This is a genomic window from Methylobacter marinus A45 (assembly GCF_000383855.1).
GTDB lineage: Bacteria > Pseudomonadota > Gammaproteobacteria > Methylococcales > Methylomonadaceae > Methylobacter > Methylobacter marinus.
In genome coordinates this window covers 4,049,288-4,066,685 of sequence record NZ_KB912877.1, presented here as the reverse complement: position 1 = coordinate 4,066,685, position 17,398 = coordinate 4,049,288, and the positions used below count along the sequence as shown (strand labels likewise).

The 17,398-nt window shown below is 55.8% G+C and carries 12 protein-coding genes; 8 read left to right on the top strand and 4 right to left on the bottom strand.

Annotation, left to right across the window (positions count from 1 at the left end):
- Nucleotides 1–427: 427 nt before the first annotated feature.
- Nucleotides 428–664 carry a WGR domain-containing protein gene (locus METMA_RS0119140; RefSeq protein ID WP_020160723.1) on the bottom strand — a complete coding sequence of 79 codons (237 nt, stop codon included), beginning with the start codon at nucleotides 662–664 and terminating at the stop codon, nucleotides 428–430.
- A 415-nt stretch (nucleotides 665–1,079) separates the two neighbouring features.
- Between METMA_RS0119140 and METMA_RS0119130 the strand changes: the two genes are divergently transcribed.
- Both METMA_RS0119130 and METMA_RS25940 read left to right on the top strand, forming a co-directional pair.
- The gene (locus tag METMA_RS0119130) at nucleotides 1,080–1,898 is read left to right on the top strand and encodes a class I SAM-dependent methyltransferase (RefSeq protein ID WP_020160721.1); all 819 of its coding nucleotides are present in this window, start codon (nucleotides 1,080–1,082) and stop codon (nucleotides 1,896–1,898) included.
- Nucleotides 1,899–2,317: 419 nt separating this feature from the next.
- A complete protein-coding gene (locus METMA_RS25940; protein ID WP_232216390.1) occupies nucleotides 2,318–5,173 on the top strand; it encodes a PAS domain-containing protein in 2,856 nt (951 codons plus the stop codon).
- Nucleotides 5,174–5,219: 46 nt separating this feature from the next.
- Here the strand turns inward: METMA_RS25940 and METMA_RS0119120 are convergent, their stop codons facing one another.
- On the bottom strand, nucleotides 5,220–6,527 hold the full coding sequence (locus METMA_RS0119120; protein WP_020160719.1) for a hemolysin family protein: 1,308 nt from the start codon (nucleotides 6,525–6,527) through the stop codon (nucleotides 5,220–5,222).
- Nucleotides 6,528–6,669: 142 nt separating this feature from the next.
- On the opposite strand from METMA_RS0119120, the gene METMA_RS0119115 reads away from it, so the two are divergent.
- From METMA_RS0119115 to METMA_RS25935, 5 genes are all read left to right on the top strand, one after another.
- Entirely contained in the window at nucleotides 6,670–7,695 is a 1,026-nt protein-coding gene (locus METMA_RS0119115; RefSeq protein ID WP_020160718.1) for a zinc-dependent alcohol dehydrogenase family protein, read from the top strand.
- Between the two features lie 146 nt (nucleotides 7,696–7,841).
- On the top strand, nucleotides 7,842–10,097 hold the full coding sequence (locus tag METMA_RS25140) for a copper-transporting P-type ATPase (RefSeq protein ID WP_232216389.1): 2,256 nt from the start codon (nucleotides 7,842–7,844) through the stop codon (nucleotides 10,095–10,097).
- A gap of 201 nt (nucleotides 10,098–10,298) precedes the next feature.
- Nucleotides 10,299–11,864, top strand: coding sequence for a Re/Si-specific NAD(P)(+) transhydrogenase subunit alpha (locus METMA_RS0119105; protein WP_020160716.1), 1,566 nt, complete (start codon nucleotides 10,299–10,301; stop codon nucleotides 11,862–11,864).
- Nucleotides 11,865–11,875: 11 nt separating this feature from the next.
- Nucleotides 11,876–13,267: a Re/Si-specific NAD(P)(+) transhydrogenase subunit beta gene (pntB, locus tag METMA_RS0119100; RefSeq protein ID WP_027147464.1), complete on the top strand. Its 1,392-nt coding sequence runs from the start codon at nucleotides 11,876–11,878 to the stop codon at nucleotides 13,265–13,267.
- 66 nt (nucleotides 13,268–13,333) lie between these two features.
- Nucleotides 13,334–13,897, top strand: coding sequence for a peptidoglycan-binding domain-containing protein (locus tag METMA_RS25935; RefSeq protein WP_020160714.1), 564 nt, complete (start codon nucleotides 13,334–13,336; stop codon nucleotides 13,895–13,897).
- Between the two features lie 184 nt (nucleotides 13,898–14,081).
- On the opposite strand, the gene METMA_RS0119090 is transcribed toward METMA_RS25935, so the two are convergent.
- Nucleotides 14,082–14,564 (bottom strand): cupin domain-containing protein, encoded by a 483-nt coding sequence (locus METMA_RS0119090; protein WP_020160713.1) that lies wholly within the window; start codon nucleotides 14,562–14,564, stop codon nucleotides 14,082–14,084.
- 471 nt (nucleotides 14,565–15,035) lie between these two features.
- Nucleotides 15,036–16,616, bottom strand: a complete 1,581-nt coding sequence (locus tag METMA_RS0119085) for a peptide chain release factor 3 (protein WP_020160712.1) — start codon at nucleotides 16,614–16,616, stop codon at nucleotides 15,036–15,038.
- A 104-nt stretch (nucleotides 16,617–16,720) separates the two neighbouring features.
- Here METMA_RS0119085 and METMA_RS0119080 point away from each other — a divergent pair, with 104 nt between their 5' ends.
- Nucleotides 16,721–17,368, top strand: coding sequence for a DUF2959 domain-containing protein (locus tag METMA_RS0119080; protein WP_027147463.1), 648 nt, complete (start codon nucleotides 16,721–16,723; stop codon nucleotides 17,366–17,368).
- The last annotated feature ends 30 nt before the right edge of the window (nucleotides 17,369–17,398 follow it).

Sequence of the window (17,398 nt, the reverse complement as noted above, 5' to 3'; positions counted from 1 at the left end):
TTTTTCAAAGCGGCCCATTGCCGCCCTGCCCATCGATAAGAGCGATGCGGACTCAACCGCCCGGCATCGTGACCCGCAAGCATTGGTGCCATAATCGGGCGCTTTACCGGCCTCAATTATATAGCGCCTGATTTACTTGTCTGGGCTTGAGATCACACTATTGAATTTGCGTTTTTGACGGGTATGCGCGGCGGGAAGATGCTATTTCGCCCCGGACAATGCGTGTATCTTTATCGGGAAAAGTAGAAACCTCCCGCAAGGTGCTTGCAGGCCGGCTCGGCGAATGGATTAGGCTCATGCGGGAGGTAGGTAGCGGGTAGGCTGGGTTGGAGCTTCGCGGAAACCCGGCATAAGGTGCCGGGGTCTCCTGTATTCCCTGCGGTTTTATGAGATATCCGGGTTAAGTCCCGTCAAGCGGCGACAGGATTCACCGAACCTGGCAGCGATAACCGCCTTTCTGCTTGCTTTGGCACAAGCGCTGGGCAGCATTGATCGCCTCTTCTTCGGTATCGAACCAGTCCTTGCGCACGGTGCCCGGCGAACCGACGCGTCCCCATTCGCGAACTAACGACCAATCACCGAACAATCCCGGCATGATGATCAACTGGTAAAACCGGTTCATATTTTTGTCCGCCTCGTTCCGGACCAGATAAATACGGTTCATTCAAATATTCAACATCCGATAAAGAGCCATTCCAGGCCATATTCGCTCACCCGCTCTCTGGCAAGCGCAGGGCTTCCGGCGGGTTCGATAAAACTTCAGGATATAACACGTGACTACAACCACATGTTAATGCGCCTGTACGGAGCCATATCATAACCATTTCGCGGCAAATGAGTAACGAAAAAAATGGCGCGATGAAAACTTCAGGCACCGGCCTGCTTGATTACCGAGATTCAGTACGGCAACTTTCCCGATATCGGCCTTCACTGTATTATTGGGAATTCTGCTGCTGAACAAGAAATAGCGAAACAATGGCCGTCACTCATCCTGTCAATCCCCCACATCAGCCAGCAGAGCTATCGGCCGGACAACGCTTCATCGATAACCTATTGAGTATATTTAAAGAGACAAATCCATGACTACATTAAACGAAGCACAGGCCAAGGCGGCGGCGGCCTATAATGCCGCGTCCGACCTGTTCGACCATCCCGCCAACACTTTCTGGGACCGGTTCGGGCACAGCACTGTCGAACGCCTGGACCTCGAGCCCGGTTCATCGGTGCTCGACGTATGTTGCGGCACCGGAGCATCGGCACTGCCGGCCGCCATGCGCGTAGGTTCCGAAGGCCAGGTTACCGGCATCGATCTGGCCGAAAGGCTGCTCGATCTTGCACGCGCGAAAGCGAGAAAACGCAATCTGAACAATGTTGAGTTCCAGGTTGGCGACATGCTTGATACGGGCTTTGCCGATGCCAGCTTCGACGCGGTAGTTTGCGTTTTCGGCATCTTTTTCGTACCCGATATTCCCTCGGCCATCCGGGAATTATGGCGGGTCTTGCGCCCCGGCGGAAAACTTGCCATCACCACATGGGGGCCGGATTTCTTCGAGCCGGGCAACTCGGTTTTCTGGAATGCCGTTCGCGATGTCAGGCCCGACCTTTACAAAGGCTTCAACCCATGGGATCGCATCGCCGAGCCTTTATCGCTCAACGAGGTGCTGATCGAAGCCGGTGTACCGAAAGCATCGATTGTGGCCGAATCCGCGGTGCATCCCGTGACATCGCCGGAAGACTGGTGGACAACGCTGCTCGGCTCGGGATATCGCGGCACAATCGATCAACTGGAACCCGAAGCGGTTGACTATGTTCGCCAGGCTAATCTGTCCTTCATGGCCGATTCGCGCACGCAAAACGTGCAAGCCAATGTGATTTATGCTGTCGCAAAAAAGCCTTAGCCTGAATACTTCACCACGAACGACCGCATGGACAGGAAATGATCCCGTCATTTCTCTGCATTCACCCCATCCATGGGGATTATGGAGGCGGTGGAATTGGGTCTGGAACAGCCTTCGTGTGCTTCGTGTCCTTCGTGGTGAAATGTTCAGATTAGCCGCTCTTGGGATGTCGGCATTAATTAAACAATCTGATAGGGTAGCCAATAATTAAAGAAGTCATTAAACTGGCCCGGATATCGCTACTGTCAATAAACACAAGCCCAAGCGTGAGTACGGCGCTGTTTAAGCATGACTTGTTTTGGAATCATGACTTTATATTTTTATACAATAAATTATTCGAGCCCTATGATAAACGCAGTAGCCAGCCTGTTCCCTGTAAAGCCACTTTGCTTAAAACCTAACAGAACATGTCGCCGCGCATGAAACCCTGGCTCAGGCGATTCGCGCTCATGCTGGCCTTGGCCGTTCTGAGCTCTTTCGGGCTGGTTGGCGCGGAATACAGGCAGCCCCTGCGCGTCGGTTCGGAAATTGGTTTTCCGCCTTACGCCGATATCGATGAGCAGGGTCGATCGACTGGCTTCGCCGTCGAACTGTTTGCCAGGGTTGCCGAGGTCATGGGCATACCCGTCACCTTCCATCCGGACCGTTGGGACGTGCTCTGGCAAAAACTGAAGAGAGGCGAGATCGATGCCCTGCCGCTGGTGGCTCGCATGCCGGAACACGACGACCAAGTGGAACTCACCCGACCGCATACGCTCGGCTATGACTCCTTTTTCGTGCGCAAAGGGCATCCGCCCATCAAATTTATCGAGCAGGCCCGCGCCCTGAGTATCATCGTGTTGCGTTCGGACACGTCTCATCATGCCCTCGCCGGCCGCGGTTTCAACCATCAGCTGGTGATCGTCGATGATCTGGCCGATGGCTTCCGGCTGCTGGCCTCGGGGCAGCATGATGCGTTACTGGCACCGATGCTGCAGGGAAGCTGGCTGGCGCGGACAATCGGCCTGTCGGAAGTCATCGAGCCCGGCCCGCTGCTCAAGGAATACCGGCGCGAGTTCTGTTTCGCCGTCCGCAAGGGCGACACCGCGCTGCGCGACCGCCTCAACCAGGGCCTGACCATCGTCAAGGCCAACGGGGAGTATGACCGCCTCTATAGAAAATGGCTCGGTATTTCCGCGCCTCCCACCTTCCCGATTAAATATGTGGCCTGGGCGGCAGGAGCCGCCGCCGTCCTTTTTTCGCTCCTGGCCTTGTGGACCTGGACATTGCGCCGACAGGTGTCGCTGCGCACCGCCGAGCTGGTCCAGGCTTATGCCGCCGTGCAGAGGGAACGGCAGCGTATGTATGACGTGCTGCAGACGCTTCCTGTCTATGTGATTCTGCTATCGCAAAATTACGAAGTGGTCTTCGCCAACCGCTTTTTCGAGCAGCGCTACGGCAAGGCCCGGGGGAAACGCTGCTACGAGTATCTGTTCAAGCGCGACACGCCATGCGAGGTCTGTGATACCTTCAGGACGCTGAAGACCAATGCTCCCGTGGAATGGCGGTGGTCCGGTCCGGACCGGCACGACTACGAGATTCATGATTTCCCCTTCAAGGATATTGACGGTACGCCGATGATCATGGAAGTCGGTATCGACATTACCGAGATAACGCGGGCCAAGCAGGCGCTGCGCGAAGCCAATGCCTCACTGGAGCAGCGCGTGGTCGAACGCACGGCCGAACTGGACGCGGCGCGGCGCGAAGCCGAGAAAGCGCACGACCTGTTGCGGGTGACCATGGACAATGCGCCGGCCCTGATGTCTTACATCGACCGGGAATGCCGGTTCCGGCGCGCCAACAGAAATTACGAGCTGTGGTTCGGCTACACTCCCGAGCAGGTATGCGGCCGTCACATGCGGGAAATCGTCGGCGAGGAGGCCTGGCAGGCTATCTCTCCTTATATCCAGCGTGTTCTGGCCGGGGAGCGAGTCGCTTTCGAACGCCTTGTCACTTTACCCAATATCGGCCCTCGCTGGGTTCATGCAACGTATTCCCCGGACTTCGATGCCGAAGGGCGGGTTCAGGGATTCGTCGTCCACGTGCTCGATATCAGCGAGCGTAAACGCGCCGAGGAAGCACTGCACGAAGCCGACCGGCGCAAGGATGAGTTTCTCGCCATGCTCGCCCACGAGCTGCGCAACCCCTTGGCGCCGATCAGCAACGCCGTGCAGATCATGAAGCAATCCAGTTCCGATGAAACGCGGCTGTCCTGGTGTCGCGATGTCATTAGCCGACAAGTCGAGCAGCTAGTTCGCCTGGTGGACGATCTGATGGACGTCTCGCGTATCAGCCGCGGCAAGATCGAACTCAAGAAAGACCTTCTCGAAGTCGCTGTCATCGTGCAGCGGGCGGTCGAAACCAGCCAGCCGCTGATCGATGCCCGCCGTCATGAATTATCCGTGCGCCTGCCGTCTGAGCCTCTAATCGTCGAGGGCGACCTTGTGCGGCTGTCGCAAGTCGTGTCGAACCTGCTCAACAATGCGGCAAAATATACCGACGAAGGCGGATGTATCGCTCTGACCGTTAACCATGAAAACGATGACATTTTCATCCGGGTCCGTGACAACGGCCGAGGCATCGATCCTTCGGTGCTGCCCAGCCTGTTTCAACTGTTCTATCAGGTGGACCGCACCATCGACCGCTCGGAAGGCGGATTGGGCATTGGCCTTTCGCTGGTCAACAGCCTGGTATCGATGCACGGCGGCGAAGTCTGGGCCGTCAGCGAAGGCCGCGGCAAGGGCAGCGAATTCGTCATCCGCCTGCCTTGCCTGTCGCCTCCCCTGCCCGTTGATTTTCCTTACCCGGCAGTCCTCCTCCCTTCTGTTGAAGCGCCCCTGCGCATGCTGGTGGTCGATGATAATCGTGATGCCGCCCAGAGTCTGTCCATACTGCTGACCAGCATGGGGCATAAGGTATTGCTGGCTTATGACGGCCACGCCGCGTTGAAAATCGCACGGACTGAACGGCCTCAAGTCGTGCTGCTCGACATCGGTCTGCCCGGCATGGATGGCTATGCCGTTGCACGAGCGATACGGCGACATCCGGCTCTGGCAACAACGCAGCTGATTGCCCTGAGCGGCTATAGCGGGCAAGAGAATCGCGAAAAGGCAAAGGCAGCCGGATTCGACGCTTATCTGACCAAACCGGTCAGTTTTGCCGATCTGCAGCATGTCCTGGCCCGGCAATCATTGTTCGGCCAGGCAACCAATCGGGCCAGCCTTCACTCTTCCTGACCATTCCGGCTCCCGGGCATGCCGCCACAGGTTGGGACGGCAGCCCTCATCCGGCCTTGCGGCGGCTTCTTTTATTCCTGCGCGTGATCAAAACCTTATCGATGCGCGTTCCGTCAAGGTCCACCACTTCGAAACGCCAATCGCCATATTCAAAGCTGTCCGTCAGGTGCGGAACCCTTTCCAGGCGGTACAGAATGAAGCCACCGGTCGTATTGTAGGCCTTATCTGCCTCGCCGGGAAAATCGGTGTCTATATCAAGCACCGACTTCAATCTTGCTATCGACACCCCGCCATCAATAAGCCACGAACCGTCTTCGCGCTGGACCACATCGGGATCGAGTTCGGATTCCGCCGTCGGGAAATCGCCGACGATAGCGGTAAAAACGTCGGTGAGCGTGACTAGACCCTCCAACTCGCCGTATTCGTCGACGATCAGGGCAATATCGTCATGCTCTTTCCGGAATAGCTCCAGCAGATGAGTGAGCGTGATGGAATCGGGCATATAAAGCGGCGGACGCATTGTTTTCTCGATATTGAACCGGCCTTCCATCATCGATTTCAACAGATCGCCGCGATGCAGAATCCCGAGTACATTTTCCAGGCCGTCCCGGCAAACCACCAGACGCTCATACTGGCAATCAGCAATTTTCAGCTTGACTTCATCTTCCGGAGCCGCCAGGTCAATAGCGAAAACCTCCTTGCGCGGTGTCATAATGGCGCCGACACGCTGTTCATCCAATCTCAGCACATTGGAAACCAATTTACTCTCGCTGGCATGGAAAACACCGGTTTCGGAACCCATTTCCATCAATAACCTGATTTCCTCGTTGGTGACCGAAGCCGGCCGGGGACGGTGAGCGCCGATGAGGCGGAGCAGCAAGTTCCCTGAAACCGACAGCAGCCAGACCAATGGGCTGGCAATTCTGGATAAAAAACTCATCGGGCGGGCAATCACAACGGCAATGCCTTCCGAGTACAGCAAAGCCAGACGCTTAGGGACGAGTTCGCCGACCACCACGGAAAAATATGTGATTAAAACCACCGTCAAGGTCAGGGCGACGCCTCTGGCATGCGGTTCGAAAGCCGGAATTTTGACCAGCTGCTCATAGATGGGCACCGCCAGTGTTTCTTCGCCCAGCGCACCGGTCAGAATGCCGACGGAGGTGATGCCAATTTGGATAGTCGACAGAAAACGGGACGGTTCTTCGTGCAGTTTAAGCGCCGTATTGGCACCCGAACGCCGCTCGGCCGCCAGCTTCTGCAGGCGCGCTTTTCGGGAAGAAACAACCGACATTTCCGACATTGAGAAAATGCCATTGATAACAATTAAGATAAGGATAAGACCGATGTCCATTGTATGAGCCGCCTCTTACCGTTACCGGCGCGACTGAGGAGATAAGTGAGCCAGGATGATACCATACCCTGAACCTGATTACGGAACCGCCAGGCAAACAGCCTTTCGAATCCAACAACAGCCAATTCCTAAAGGTAATCCCATGAAAGCGATGGTATTGAAACAGCTCTGCGATTTAAAAGAACACCAGACGCCGCTTGAATTGATGGAGGTCCCGATCCCCGTTCCGGGAGACAAGGAAATCCTGCTCAAGGTTTCCGCATGCGGTGTTTGCCACACCGAACTCGATGAAATCGAGGGCAGAACCCCACCGCCGTACTTGCCGGTTATCCCCGGGCACCAGGTCGTGGGCCGTGTTCACACAGTCGGAAGCAGCGTACAGCAGCTCAAACCGGGCGACCGGGTTGGCATCGCCTGGATTTTTTCCGCTTGCGGGACATGCAAGTTCTGCCGGGCCGGTCATGAGAATCTATGCCCTGATTTCGAGGCCACCGGCCGCGATACCAATGGCGGCTATGCTGAGTACATGACGGTGAGCGAGGATTTCGCTTACCGGATACCTAACGCCTTTTCCGATCTGCAGGCCGCTCCGTTATTATGCGCCGGCGCCATCGGTTACCGGTCTCTGCGGCTGACCGGGCTTGAGGATGGACAGCGTTTGGGTTTGACGGGATTTGGCGCATCGGGCCATCTGGTTCTGAAAATGGCCCGGTTCCGCTATCCTAACACCGACGTGTTCGTGTTTGCCAGAAGCGCCGAAGAGCGCGCATTCGCCCTGGAACTGGGCGCCGTCTGGGCCGGCGAGACAAGCGAACGGGCGCCCTGTAAACTGGACAGCATCATAGACACAACACCGGCCTGGCTGCCCGTCGTGGAAGCCCTGGCGAACCTCGATGCGGGCGGCCGGCTTGTAATCAACGCGATCCGCAAGGAAGGCGACAAGCAGAGCCTGCTGCAACTGGATTATCCGCAACATCTCTGGCAGGAAAAGGAAATCAAGAGCGTCGCCAACATCACCCGGACCGATGTCCTGGAATTTCTGGACCTGGCCGCTGAAATGAACGTGGCTCCCGAAGTTCAGATATTCGCGCTGGAACAGGCCAACGAGGCTCTGGTCGAACTGAAAACGGGCAGAATCCGCGGCGCCAAGGTGCTGAAAGTCGATTGAAGGCCAAAAGCAGGCGCCTCTAGGCGACACGAATGACCGCATGGACAGGAAATGACCCTGGCAGTCCTCTGCGGCAACATGCGCCATCCGGCTCCCCGGACCGGAGAAGGAAAACGTTGATAATTCTAATAATAAGGTACACAAACATGTCAAGCATCGACAACAGCACGACAACAGCCCATTACACCTGCCCCATGCATCCCGAAATTCAGTCCCTCCGGCCAGGAAACTGCCCAAAGTGCGGCATGGCGCTTGAGCCGGTCGAAATGCCCCGGCCCGTATCCCATACCGAATGGGTCTGCCCGATGCATCCGGAAATCGTCCGTGACGAGCCGGGCAATTGCCCTATCTGCGGCATGGCGCTTGAGCCCAGGACAGTCGATGCCGGGCAAGCCGAACAGAACCCCGAACTGACGGACATGAGCCGCCGGTTCTGGTTTGCCGCCGCGTTGACCGTGCCGCTGGTCATCGTTGCCATGGGCGACATGCTGCCCGGGCAGCCTGTTTCACAACTTTTCTCGATGCGGACCCGCACGCTCATTGAGCTGGTATTGGCGACCCCGGTCTGCCTGTGGTCGGCCTGGCCGTTTTACGTTCGCGCCGTGCAATCGGTAAAAAACCGCAGCCTCAACATGTTCACGCTGATCGGGCTGGGCGTCAGCGTAGCCTATGTCTACAGCGTGATCGCGGCCCTGTTCCCGGACATTTTTCCCGCTTCGTTCCGCGAGCACGGCGAGGTTGGCATCTACTTCGAGGCCGCCTCCGTGATCGTGACCCTGATCCTGCTCGGTCAGGTCATCGAACTGCGCGCCCGCAGCCAAACTAGCCAGGCCATCAAAAAATTGCTGGGCATGCAGGCGACAACGGCGCGCCGTCTGGCCGACGACGGCACCGAGGCGGATGTACCGCTGGATGCGGTGCAGGCCGGCGACCGGCTGCGCGTGCGGCCGGGCGAGAAAATACCGGTGGACGGCGTGGTGCTGGAAGGCGCCAGTTCGGTGGATGAATCGATGGTCACGGGCGAGCCGATCCCGGCCGAAAAGCACGAAGGCGACCGCGTCATCGGCTCGACCATCAACAACACCGGCGGCCTGGTCATGCGCGCCGAAAAAGTCGGCGCGGAAACGCTGCTGTCGCGCATCGTGGCGATGGTGGCCGAGGCGCAGCGCACCCGCGCGCCGATTCAGAAGCTGGCCGACATCATCGCCGGCTATTTCGTACCCGTCGTGGTCGTTATCGCGATCATCACGTTTATCGTCTGGTCTGTTGCCGGACCCGAGCCGCGCATGGCCTACGCGCTCATCAACGCCATCGCCGTGCTGATCATTGCCTGTCCGTGCGCCCTCGGCCTGGCGACGCCCATGTCCATCATGGTGGCGACGGGCAAAGGCGCCGGCGCCGGCATTCTGTTCAAAAACGCCGAAGCCATCGAGCTGATGCGTAAAATCGACACGCTGGTCGTGGACAAGACCGGGACGCTGACCGAGGGCAAGCCGAAACTCGTCAGTGTCACGACTGCCGATAACATTGGAGAAAACGACCTTTTGCGTTTCGCCGCGAGCATCGAACGCGGCAGCGAGCATCCGCTGGCGGAAGCCATCGTCAAGGGGGCCGAGGACCGCGGTATCGACCTGACCCGCGTCGAGGATTTTGCCTCCGTTACCGGCCAGGGCGTCAAAGGCCGCGTCGATGGCCATGACATCGCGCTCGGCAACCGCGCACTGATGGCCAGCCTGGACATCGAGCCGGGCGATCTTGCAGCCCGCGCCGAGGAACTGCGCGGCGACGGCCAGACCGTCATGTTCGTCTCGGCCGACGGCAGGCCGGCGGGGCTCGTCGGCGTGGCCGATCCGATCAAGGACAGCACGCCCGACGCCATCCGGGCGCTGCATCACGAGCACATCCGCATCGTGATGCTCACGGGCGACAGCCGTACCACAGCCCAGGCCGTCGCCGACAAGCTCGGTATCGACGAGATCATGGCCGAAGTCCTGCCCGATCAGAAGGCCGATATGGTCAAGCGTCTGCAGGCCGAAGGCCGTATCGTGACCATGGCCGGCGACGGCATCAACGATGCGCCGGCGCTGGCTCGGGCGCATGTCGGCATCGCCATGGGCACAGGCACGGACGTGGCCATGGAAAGCGCCGGTGTCACGCTCGTGAAAGGCGATCTGCGTGGGATTGCCCGTGCCCGACGGCTGAGCCGGCAGACGATGGCTAACATCAAACAAAATCTGTTCTTCGCCTTCGTTTACAATTTTGCCGGCATTCCTATCGCCGCCGGGGTTCTGTTTCCGTTCTTCGGCCTGCTGCTCAGCCCGATGATTGCCGCTGCCGCCATGAGCTTGAGCTCCGTATCAGTAATCGGCAATGCCCTCAGGTTGCGCGGCGCGAAATTGTAGCAAGCGCTGTTCAAGCCATTTCCGCCATTATGCAGCCGACCGCTCATGCTCACGCGCCTAAAAAACGGCGTTCTCTGCAATGCTTTATTTTTTATTGAAAAACCGGTCCTAATCTCCTATGCTCAGCGGTAAGGTTTTTAATTGTTATTCAAAATCTTGCTGGAATTACTCCTAAATAACTCAAACAACAAAGGGGACTGTATGAAGATCGGTATACCCAAAGAGATTCATGAGGGTGAAAAACGTGTAGCTACAACGCCAGAAGCGGCGGAAAAAATCATTAAAATGGGCTTTGAAGTCAGCCTGGAAAGCGGCGCCGGCGCAGGTGCCGATATTTCGGACGAGGCCTATAAAGAAGTCGGCGTCACAATCGTTAAATCGACCAAGGCGCTTTGGAAAAACGCTGACATCATCATGAAGGTCAGGCCGCCTGAACGCCATCCTGAACTGGCTATCGACGAGGTTGAACTTCTATCCCAGGGCCGTCACTTGATCAGCTTTATCTGGCCGGCGCAAAACGAAGAATTAATGCAAAAACTCGCCGCCAAGGGCGCGACCGTGCTGGCCATGGACAGCGTGCCGCGCATATCCCGGGCACAAAAACTCGATGCCCTCAGTTCCATGGCCAACATCGCCGGCTACAGGGCCGTCATTGAGGCGGCGCAGCATTTCGGCCGTTTCTTTACCGGCCAGATTACCGCCGCCGGCAAAATCCCTCCCGCCAAGGTATTGGTGATCGGCGCCGGTGTTGCGGGCCTTGCGGCCATCGGCACGGCCAAGGGAATGGGAGCAATTGTTAGAGCCTTCGATACGCGGCCTGAGGTCAAGGAACAGATTGAAAGCATGGATGCCGAGTTTCTGATGCTGGATTTTGAAGAGGAAGGCTCTGGAACCGGCGGTTACGCCAAAACCATGTCGAAGGAATTTATTGAAGCCGAAATGGCGCTGTTCGCGCGCCAGGCCATGGAAGTCGACATCATCATCACCACGGCCCTGATTCCGGGCAAGCCCGCGCCCGAATTGATTACCCAGGGCATGGTCAAGTCGATGAAGCCGGGCAGCGTCATCGTCGATCTGGCGGCCGAACAAGGCGGCAACTGCGCCCTGACCGAGAAGGACAAAGTGGTTGTCAAACTCGACGTGACGATTATCGGTTATACCAACCTGCCCAGCCGTCTGGCCAACCAGTCCAGCCAGCTTTACGCGACCAACCTCAGGCATCTATTGACGGAGCTCTGCCCCGAAAAGAACGGGGTGCTCAACGTCAACATGGACGATGAGGTGATACGCGGCACGACGGTCATCAAGGAAGGTAAGATCACCTGGCCGCCGCCACCGCCCAAGTTATCGGTTGCCCCTCCTCCGCAAACAGACGCCCCCGCCTATCCCGCCGTCCAGGCACAAGAAAAAAAATCCGCAATTCCCGATTCCATCAAACAACTGATGCCGTTAATTGTCGGCGGGCTTGCCCTGTTCGGTATCGGCTCTGTCGCGCCGACCTCTTTCATGTCGCATTTTACCGTCTTTGTGCTGGCCTGCTTCATCGGTTATCAGGTGATCTGGAATGTAACGCCGTCGCTGCATACGCCGCTGATGAGCGTGACCAACGCCATCAGCGGCATCATCGTGATCGGCGCGCTGGTCCAGATTTCAGCACCGGGCGCCATCGTCAGTATTCTGGCCGGCCTGGCCATACTCATTGCGTCCATCAATATTGCCGGCGGCTTTTTAGTCACGCGCCGCATGCTTGAAATGTTCAGGAAATAAGGAGGGATATGATGTCTCAAAGCTTAGTCACGATGTCTTACATCGCCGCCACCATTCTGTTCATTTTAAGCCTGAGCGGTTTAAGCCATCAGGAAACCGCCCGCCGCGGCAATTATTACGGCATGGCCGGCATGGCCATCGCCATCATCGCCACCGCGTTAAGCGATGCGGTTAATGCTTATGTCATTTTAATTCTGGCCTTGCTGGTCGGCGGCGCTATCGGCGCCAAGGCGGCCTTAAGGGTTGAGATGACGCAAATGCCCGAACTGGTCGCCATCATGCACAGCCTGGTTGGCCTGGCTGCGGTTCTGGTCGGTTACGCCAATTTCATGGATACCGGCGCCAGTCTTTCGGGTGTCGAGAAAACGATTCATGAAACGGAAATTTATATCGGCGTTTTAATTGGCGCCGTCACGTTCTCAGGCTCGGTAATCGCCTTCGGCAAGCTCAGCGGCAAAATCAATGGCAAGCCGGTTCTGATTCCGTTACGTCACTGGCTGAATCTGGCCTTGCTGATTTTCGTTATCGGCTTGGGCCAGGTGTTTCTCGAACAGGCCGAAAGCGGCGGCGGTTTTTGGCCGCTGTTGATCATGACATTCATCGCGCTGGCTTTCGGCGTGCATATGGTCATGGCCATCGGCGGGGCTGACATGCCGGTGGTCGTGTCGATGCTGAACAGCTATTCGGGTTGGGCCGCCGCGGCCACCGGTTTTATGCTCAGCAACGATTTGCTGATCGTGACCGGCGCCCTGGTCGGCAGTAGCGGCGCCATTCTCAGCTACATCATGTGCCGCGCCATGAACCGCAATTTCATCAGCGTCATCGCCGGCGGTTTCGGTACCGGCTCAAGTGGCGAGGCGGCTGCCGTCGAAGGCGACGTCTACCCTATCGAAGCCGAGGAAACAGCGCAGATGCTGCTGGCGGCTAAAAATATCATGATCATTCCCGGCTACGGCATGGCTGTGGCGCAAGCCCAGCATACGGTCAATGAAATCACCAAGCTGCTCCGGGACAAAGGCAAGAAAGTCCGCTTCGGCATCCATCCGGTGGCGGGGCGCATGCCCGGACACATGAACGTATTGCTGGCGGAAGCCAAAGTACCCTACGATATCGTTTATGAAATGGATGAAATCAACGAGGATTTTCCCAATGTCGACGTTACGATCGTGATCGGCGCCAACGATATCGTCAACCCGTCCGCGCTCGATGATCCCAACAGCCCAATCGCCGGCATGCCGGTACTGGAATGCTGGAAAGGCGGCACCACGATTGCGCTGAAACGCAGCATGGCCTCGGGCTATGCCGGCGTCGGCAATCCGTTGTTTGTACTGGAAAACACGCGCATGCTGTTCGGCGATGCCAATGAGACGATGCAGGCGGTGTTGAAGGCATTGCAGCATTGATTGAGTAAGGTTTAAGGTATGCCTGTTACGCCTTGAACCTTATTTTTTAATATAAGGAGCCTACTAATGAAAAAAAATCAGAACGACAGTATAAAAATCACTCTGTTAATAGTAGCGGCAGCCTTGCTATCCGGCTGCGGCGATGATCGGAAAGAGGCGACCCAAGAAACTGAACAGACTATTCCCGAAAGCGTGCCGACAAAGCCGGCTCCGCCGGTTGAGAGCGATGCGCCAAAGACGCCGGAGCAGCGTATAGAGGCGCCGGAAAGCGAACCCGAGCCGGCAGGGGTTGATAAAATACCCGAACCTCCTGAAGGTAAAGCCGCTGAACCAGCTGAGGCTTTGTTGCCTCCACCCGATACCGAAACCGAAATTGAGACCGAAACCTCATCAGCCGTTGCTACCGATCAAAAAGCGGCAAGCGATGCCACGGAAATCGTTAAACCCACGCCTGCGGAAGTGCGCAAGATCCAGCAGGGATTGCTCGATGCAGGCTTTAACCCGGGGCCGGTCGATGGCTTAATCGGCCCGAAAACCATGACCGCCCTGGAAAGCTTTCAAAAGCAAAAGGGTCTGGCTGCCGGTCATATTACCAAAGAAACGCTACAGGCATTAGGCATTACCCGATAAAAGCAGGCGCCAGGTTGACTTGCCAGTAATGGCAGCCTTAATTTCCTGATTGCCGAGCTCCATTGTCAGTTTTACACATCTGCGTGGGGTCAGGACTTGCGCATGCAGTATGCATGCGCAAGTCCTGACCTCGATATCTTCCTGAGACAAAAATAGCCGGGGGGCAAACTCATTCCAACCCGTGCTATTTCTTCTTGCGTGGATCATCGCCAGGATTTATATACATGATATCCCATGGTCCAGTGGCGATTAGCTCGACGATCGTTTCCTCATCGGTTGTCCAGACATAATGGGGGTGACCTGCGGGTAATACGAAACTTGAACCTGCTTTAAGCATCTCGCCCTTCTCCATGTCGAATGTATTACCTATGCCATTTCCTAATTCGCCGCGCAGGACTGTGATTACCTCCGTAAAGGGGTGCATGTGCGGTGGTATCGGATAATTGGACGGAAATTTTAACCAAGCGATGAAAACGCCTGCTTTGGTTGGATCACCAACCAGAACTACACTTTGAGCGCCTTTAGGGAGTATCGGTTCGTCATTCCATTTAACGGTATCTGGCGTAAACGATTCCATGGTAGCAGCACGCATGCGATCGATTTTGTCTTGGGCTAATGCGGAACCTGCGAAAGAAACAATAATTACCGCTAGCAAAAAAATTCTCATCTGGTCTCTCTCTTTCTACGCAACTTGATGTCTATGGTTTAACTGAACCACCGCGTTGCGCTGAAACAATATGTTGTACAGTCCGCAAACTAAACCACACCATCAGCGCTCATGCAAACAAATCGCACCGATACTTCCCGGCGGCGCTATTTAAGCGGTTGAGCCTTTGGGTTATGCCGAACAATAAAAGCCTCAATCGCATTTTTACTAATGAGCATGGAATAAATCAGGGAATTGTAGGTGCGAACTCACTTGTGCCCTTCAGGGTATTCGCACTGTGCGGATACCCTGAAGGGCATAAATAAATCCGCACCTACACCGGAAATTCATCCGCGTATTTGAGGAAGTTATTTTATGCGCGTTCCTTAATTCTTCAGCGCAACTGAAACTGGCTCCTTTTTCAACCAGTCATCATTTTTCTTGTGGGTGCAGTCACGATCCAGGTTATCGCAACATTCAATATGCTGATTTTTATAATTCCCGCGTCGCGCTGAACTTGATATCAGGCCAGCGCTCCTCAGTCAGTTGCAGATTGACCCGGCTGCTGGCCAGATAGACCAGATAACCGCCGCCGTCCTCAGCCAGGTTGTCGAAGGCTTTATTCCTGAATTCCTCCAGTTTGCCGGGTTTGTCGGAACTGACCCAGCGCACGGTGGAAACCGATACGGCATCGTACACGCATTCGACATTGTATTCTGCCTTCAGTCGGTAGGCGGTGACGTCAAACTGCAGCACGCCCACGGCGCCGAGAATAAGATCATTGTTTTTCAGCGGCCTGAACAGCTGCGTCGCGCCCTCTTCAGTCAACTGTACAAGGCCTTTTTGCAGCGCCTTGGCTCTGAGCGGATCTTTCAACACCACGCGGCGAAACAATTCCGGCGCGAAATACGGAATGCCACCGTATTTGAGGACTTCGCCCTGGGTAAAGGTATCTCCGACCTGAATCGTGCCGTGATTGTGCAGGCCGATGATGTCGCCCGGATACGCTTCCTCGACGCTTTTGCGCGTGTCGGCCTGAAACGTGATCGCATTGGCTACCTGAATATTCTTGCCGATGCGGACATGATTGATCTTCATGCCCTTGTCGAACTTGCCCGAACAGACACGCAGGAAAGCCACGCGGTCACGGTGCGCCGGATCCATGTTAGCCTGCACCTTGAATACAAAGCCGCTGAATTTTTCTTCTTCGGGCGAAACGGTGCGTTGCAGGGCTTCGCGCGGCTTGGGCGACGGCGCGTATTCGGCGAACGCATCGAGCAATTCCAGAATGCCGAAATTGTTGATGGCGGAGCCGAAAAATACCGGCGTCTGCCTGCCCGCCAGATATTCATCCAGATCGAACTCGTGGCTGGCGCCTTTCACCAGGTTGATTTCATCCCTTAATTCCTCAGCCTGATCCTGCAGCAATTCATCCAGCTTCGGATTATCCAGGCCCTTTATGATTTCGGCTTCGGCTATTCTGCCGCCGTGCTGGGCGCTGAACAGATGAATTTCATCCTTATACAGATGATAAACGCCTTTGAAACGCTTGCCCATGCCGATAGGCCAGGTCATGGGCGCGCAATCGATTTTAAGGACATCCTCAACCTCGTCCATCAACTCAATCGGCTCCCGCCCTTCCCGATCCAGTTTGTTGATAAAGGTCAGGATGGGCGTCGTGCGCAGGCGGCAGACTTCCATCAGGTTGATCGTTCGTTCCTCGACACCCTTGGCGACGTCTATGACCATCAGGGCCGAGTCGACGGCCGTCAGCGTCCGGTAGGTGTCTTCGGAGAAGTCTTCGTGCCCGGGCGTGTCCAGCAGATTGATAATACGGTCTTTATGCTCGAACTGCATGACCGAGGTCGTAACCGAGATCCCTCGCTCCTTTTCCATTTCCATCCAGTCGGATGTGGCATGACGTGCGGCTTTCCGGCCTTTTACCGAACCTGCCAGCTGAATGGCGCCGCCGAACAGCAACAGTTTTTCGGTCAGTGTGGTTTTACCTGCGTCAGGGTGGGAAATGATAGCGAACGTGCGCCGACGCCGCAGTTCTGTAAGTAATTCTGACATGCCTTTGATTTATGGGAATTTGCTAAGAAAATGGCCAATTATAACTTATTATTAAAAGTGATGTATTTTCAATATAATGCATCAATCTAATGACAGGAGTTTATATGATTTTTCTACAACGTTTTATCTTACTGTGTTGGTTTTTTTCTTTGACAGCCTGCTCAAGCATGTATTACAGCGGCCTGGAAAAAATAGGCATCCCTAAACGCGAGGTCATGGTCCATCGGGTTGAAAAAGCGCGCGATACACAGGAAGAAACCAAGGAACAATTCAAGTCGGCGCTGGAACAGTTCACCGCCCTGACCAATTTTAAAGGCGGAAACCTTGAGGCAACCTATAACAAGCTGAACAGCGAATACGAGGACAGCGTCAGCAAAGCCGAGGAAGTCAGTAAGCGTATCAGCGACATCGAGGATGTCTCCGGCGCATTATTCCGCGAATGGGAAGAGGAATTGAATCAATACAGCAATCCATCACTAAAACGCAGCAGCCAGCAAAAATTAACGGCTACAAAAGCGCACTATAACCAGCTTATCGCCGCCATGCGCCGCGCCGAGTCCAAAATAGCGCCGGTACTCAGCGTGTTTAGGGATCAGGTTTTATATTTGAAGCACAACCTGAACGCTCAGGCGATAGCTTCCTTGAAAGACCAACTGGGCCTGGTGCAATCCGACGTGTCGGCTTTGGTTGCGGCCATGGAGCAATCGATTCACGAAGCCAATGCTTTTATACAAACCATGGAAAAGCAGTAACACCGGTTTGCGGACGGTTAAAAATCAATC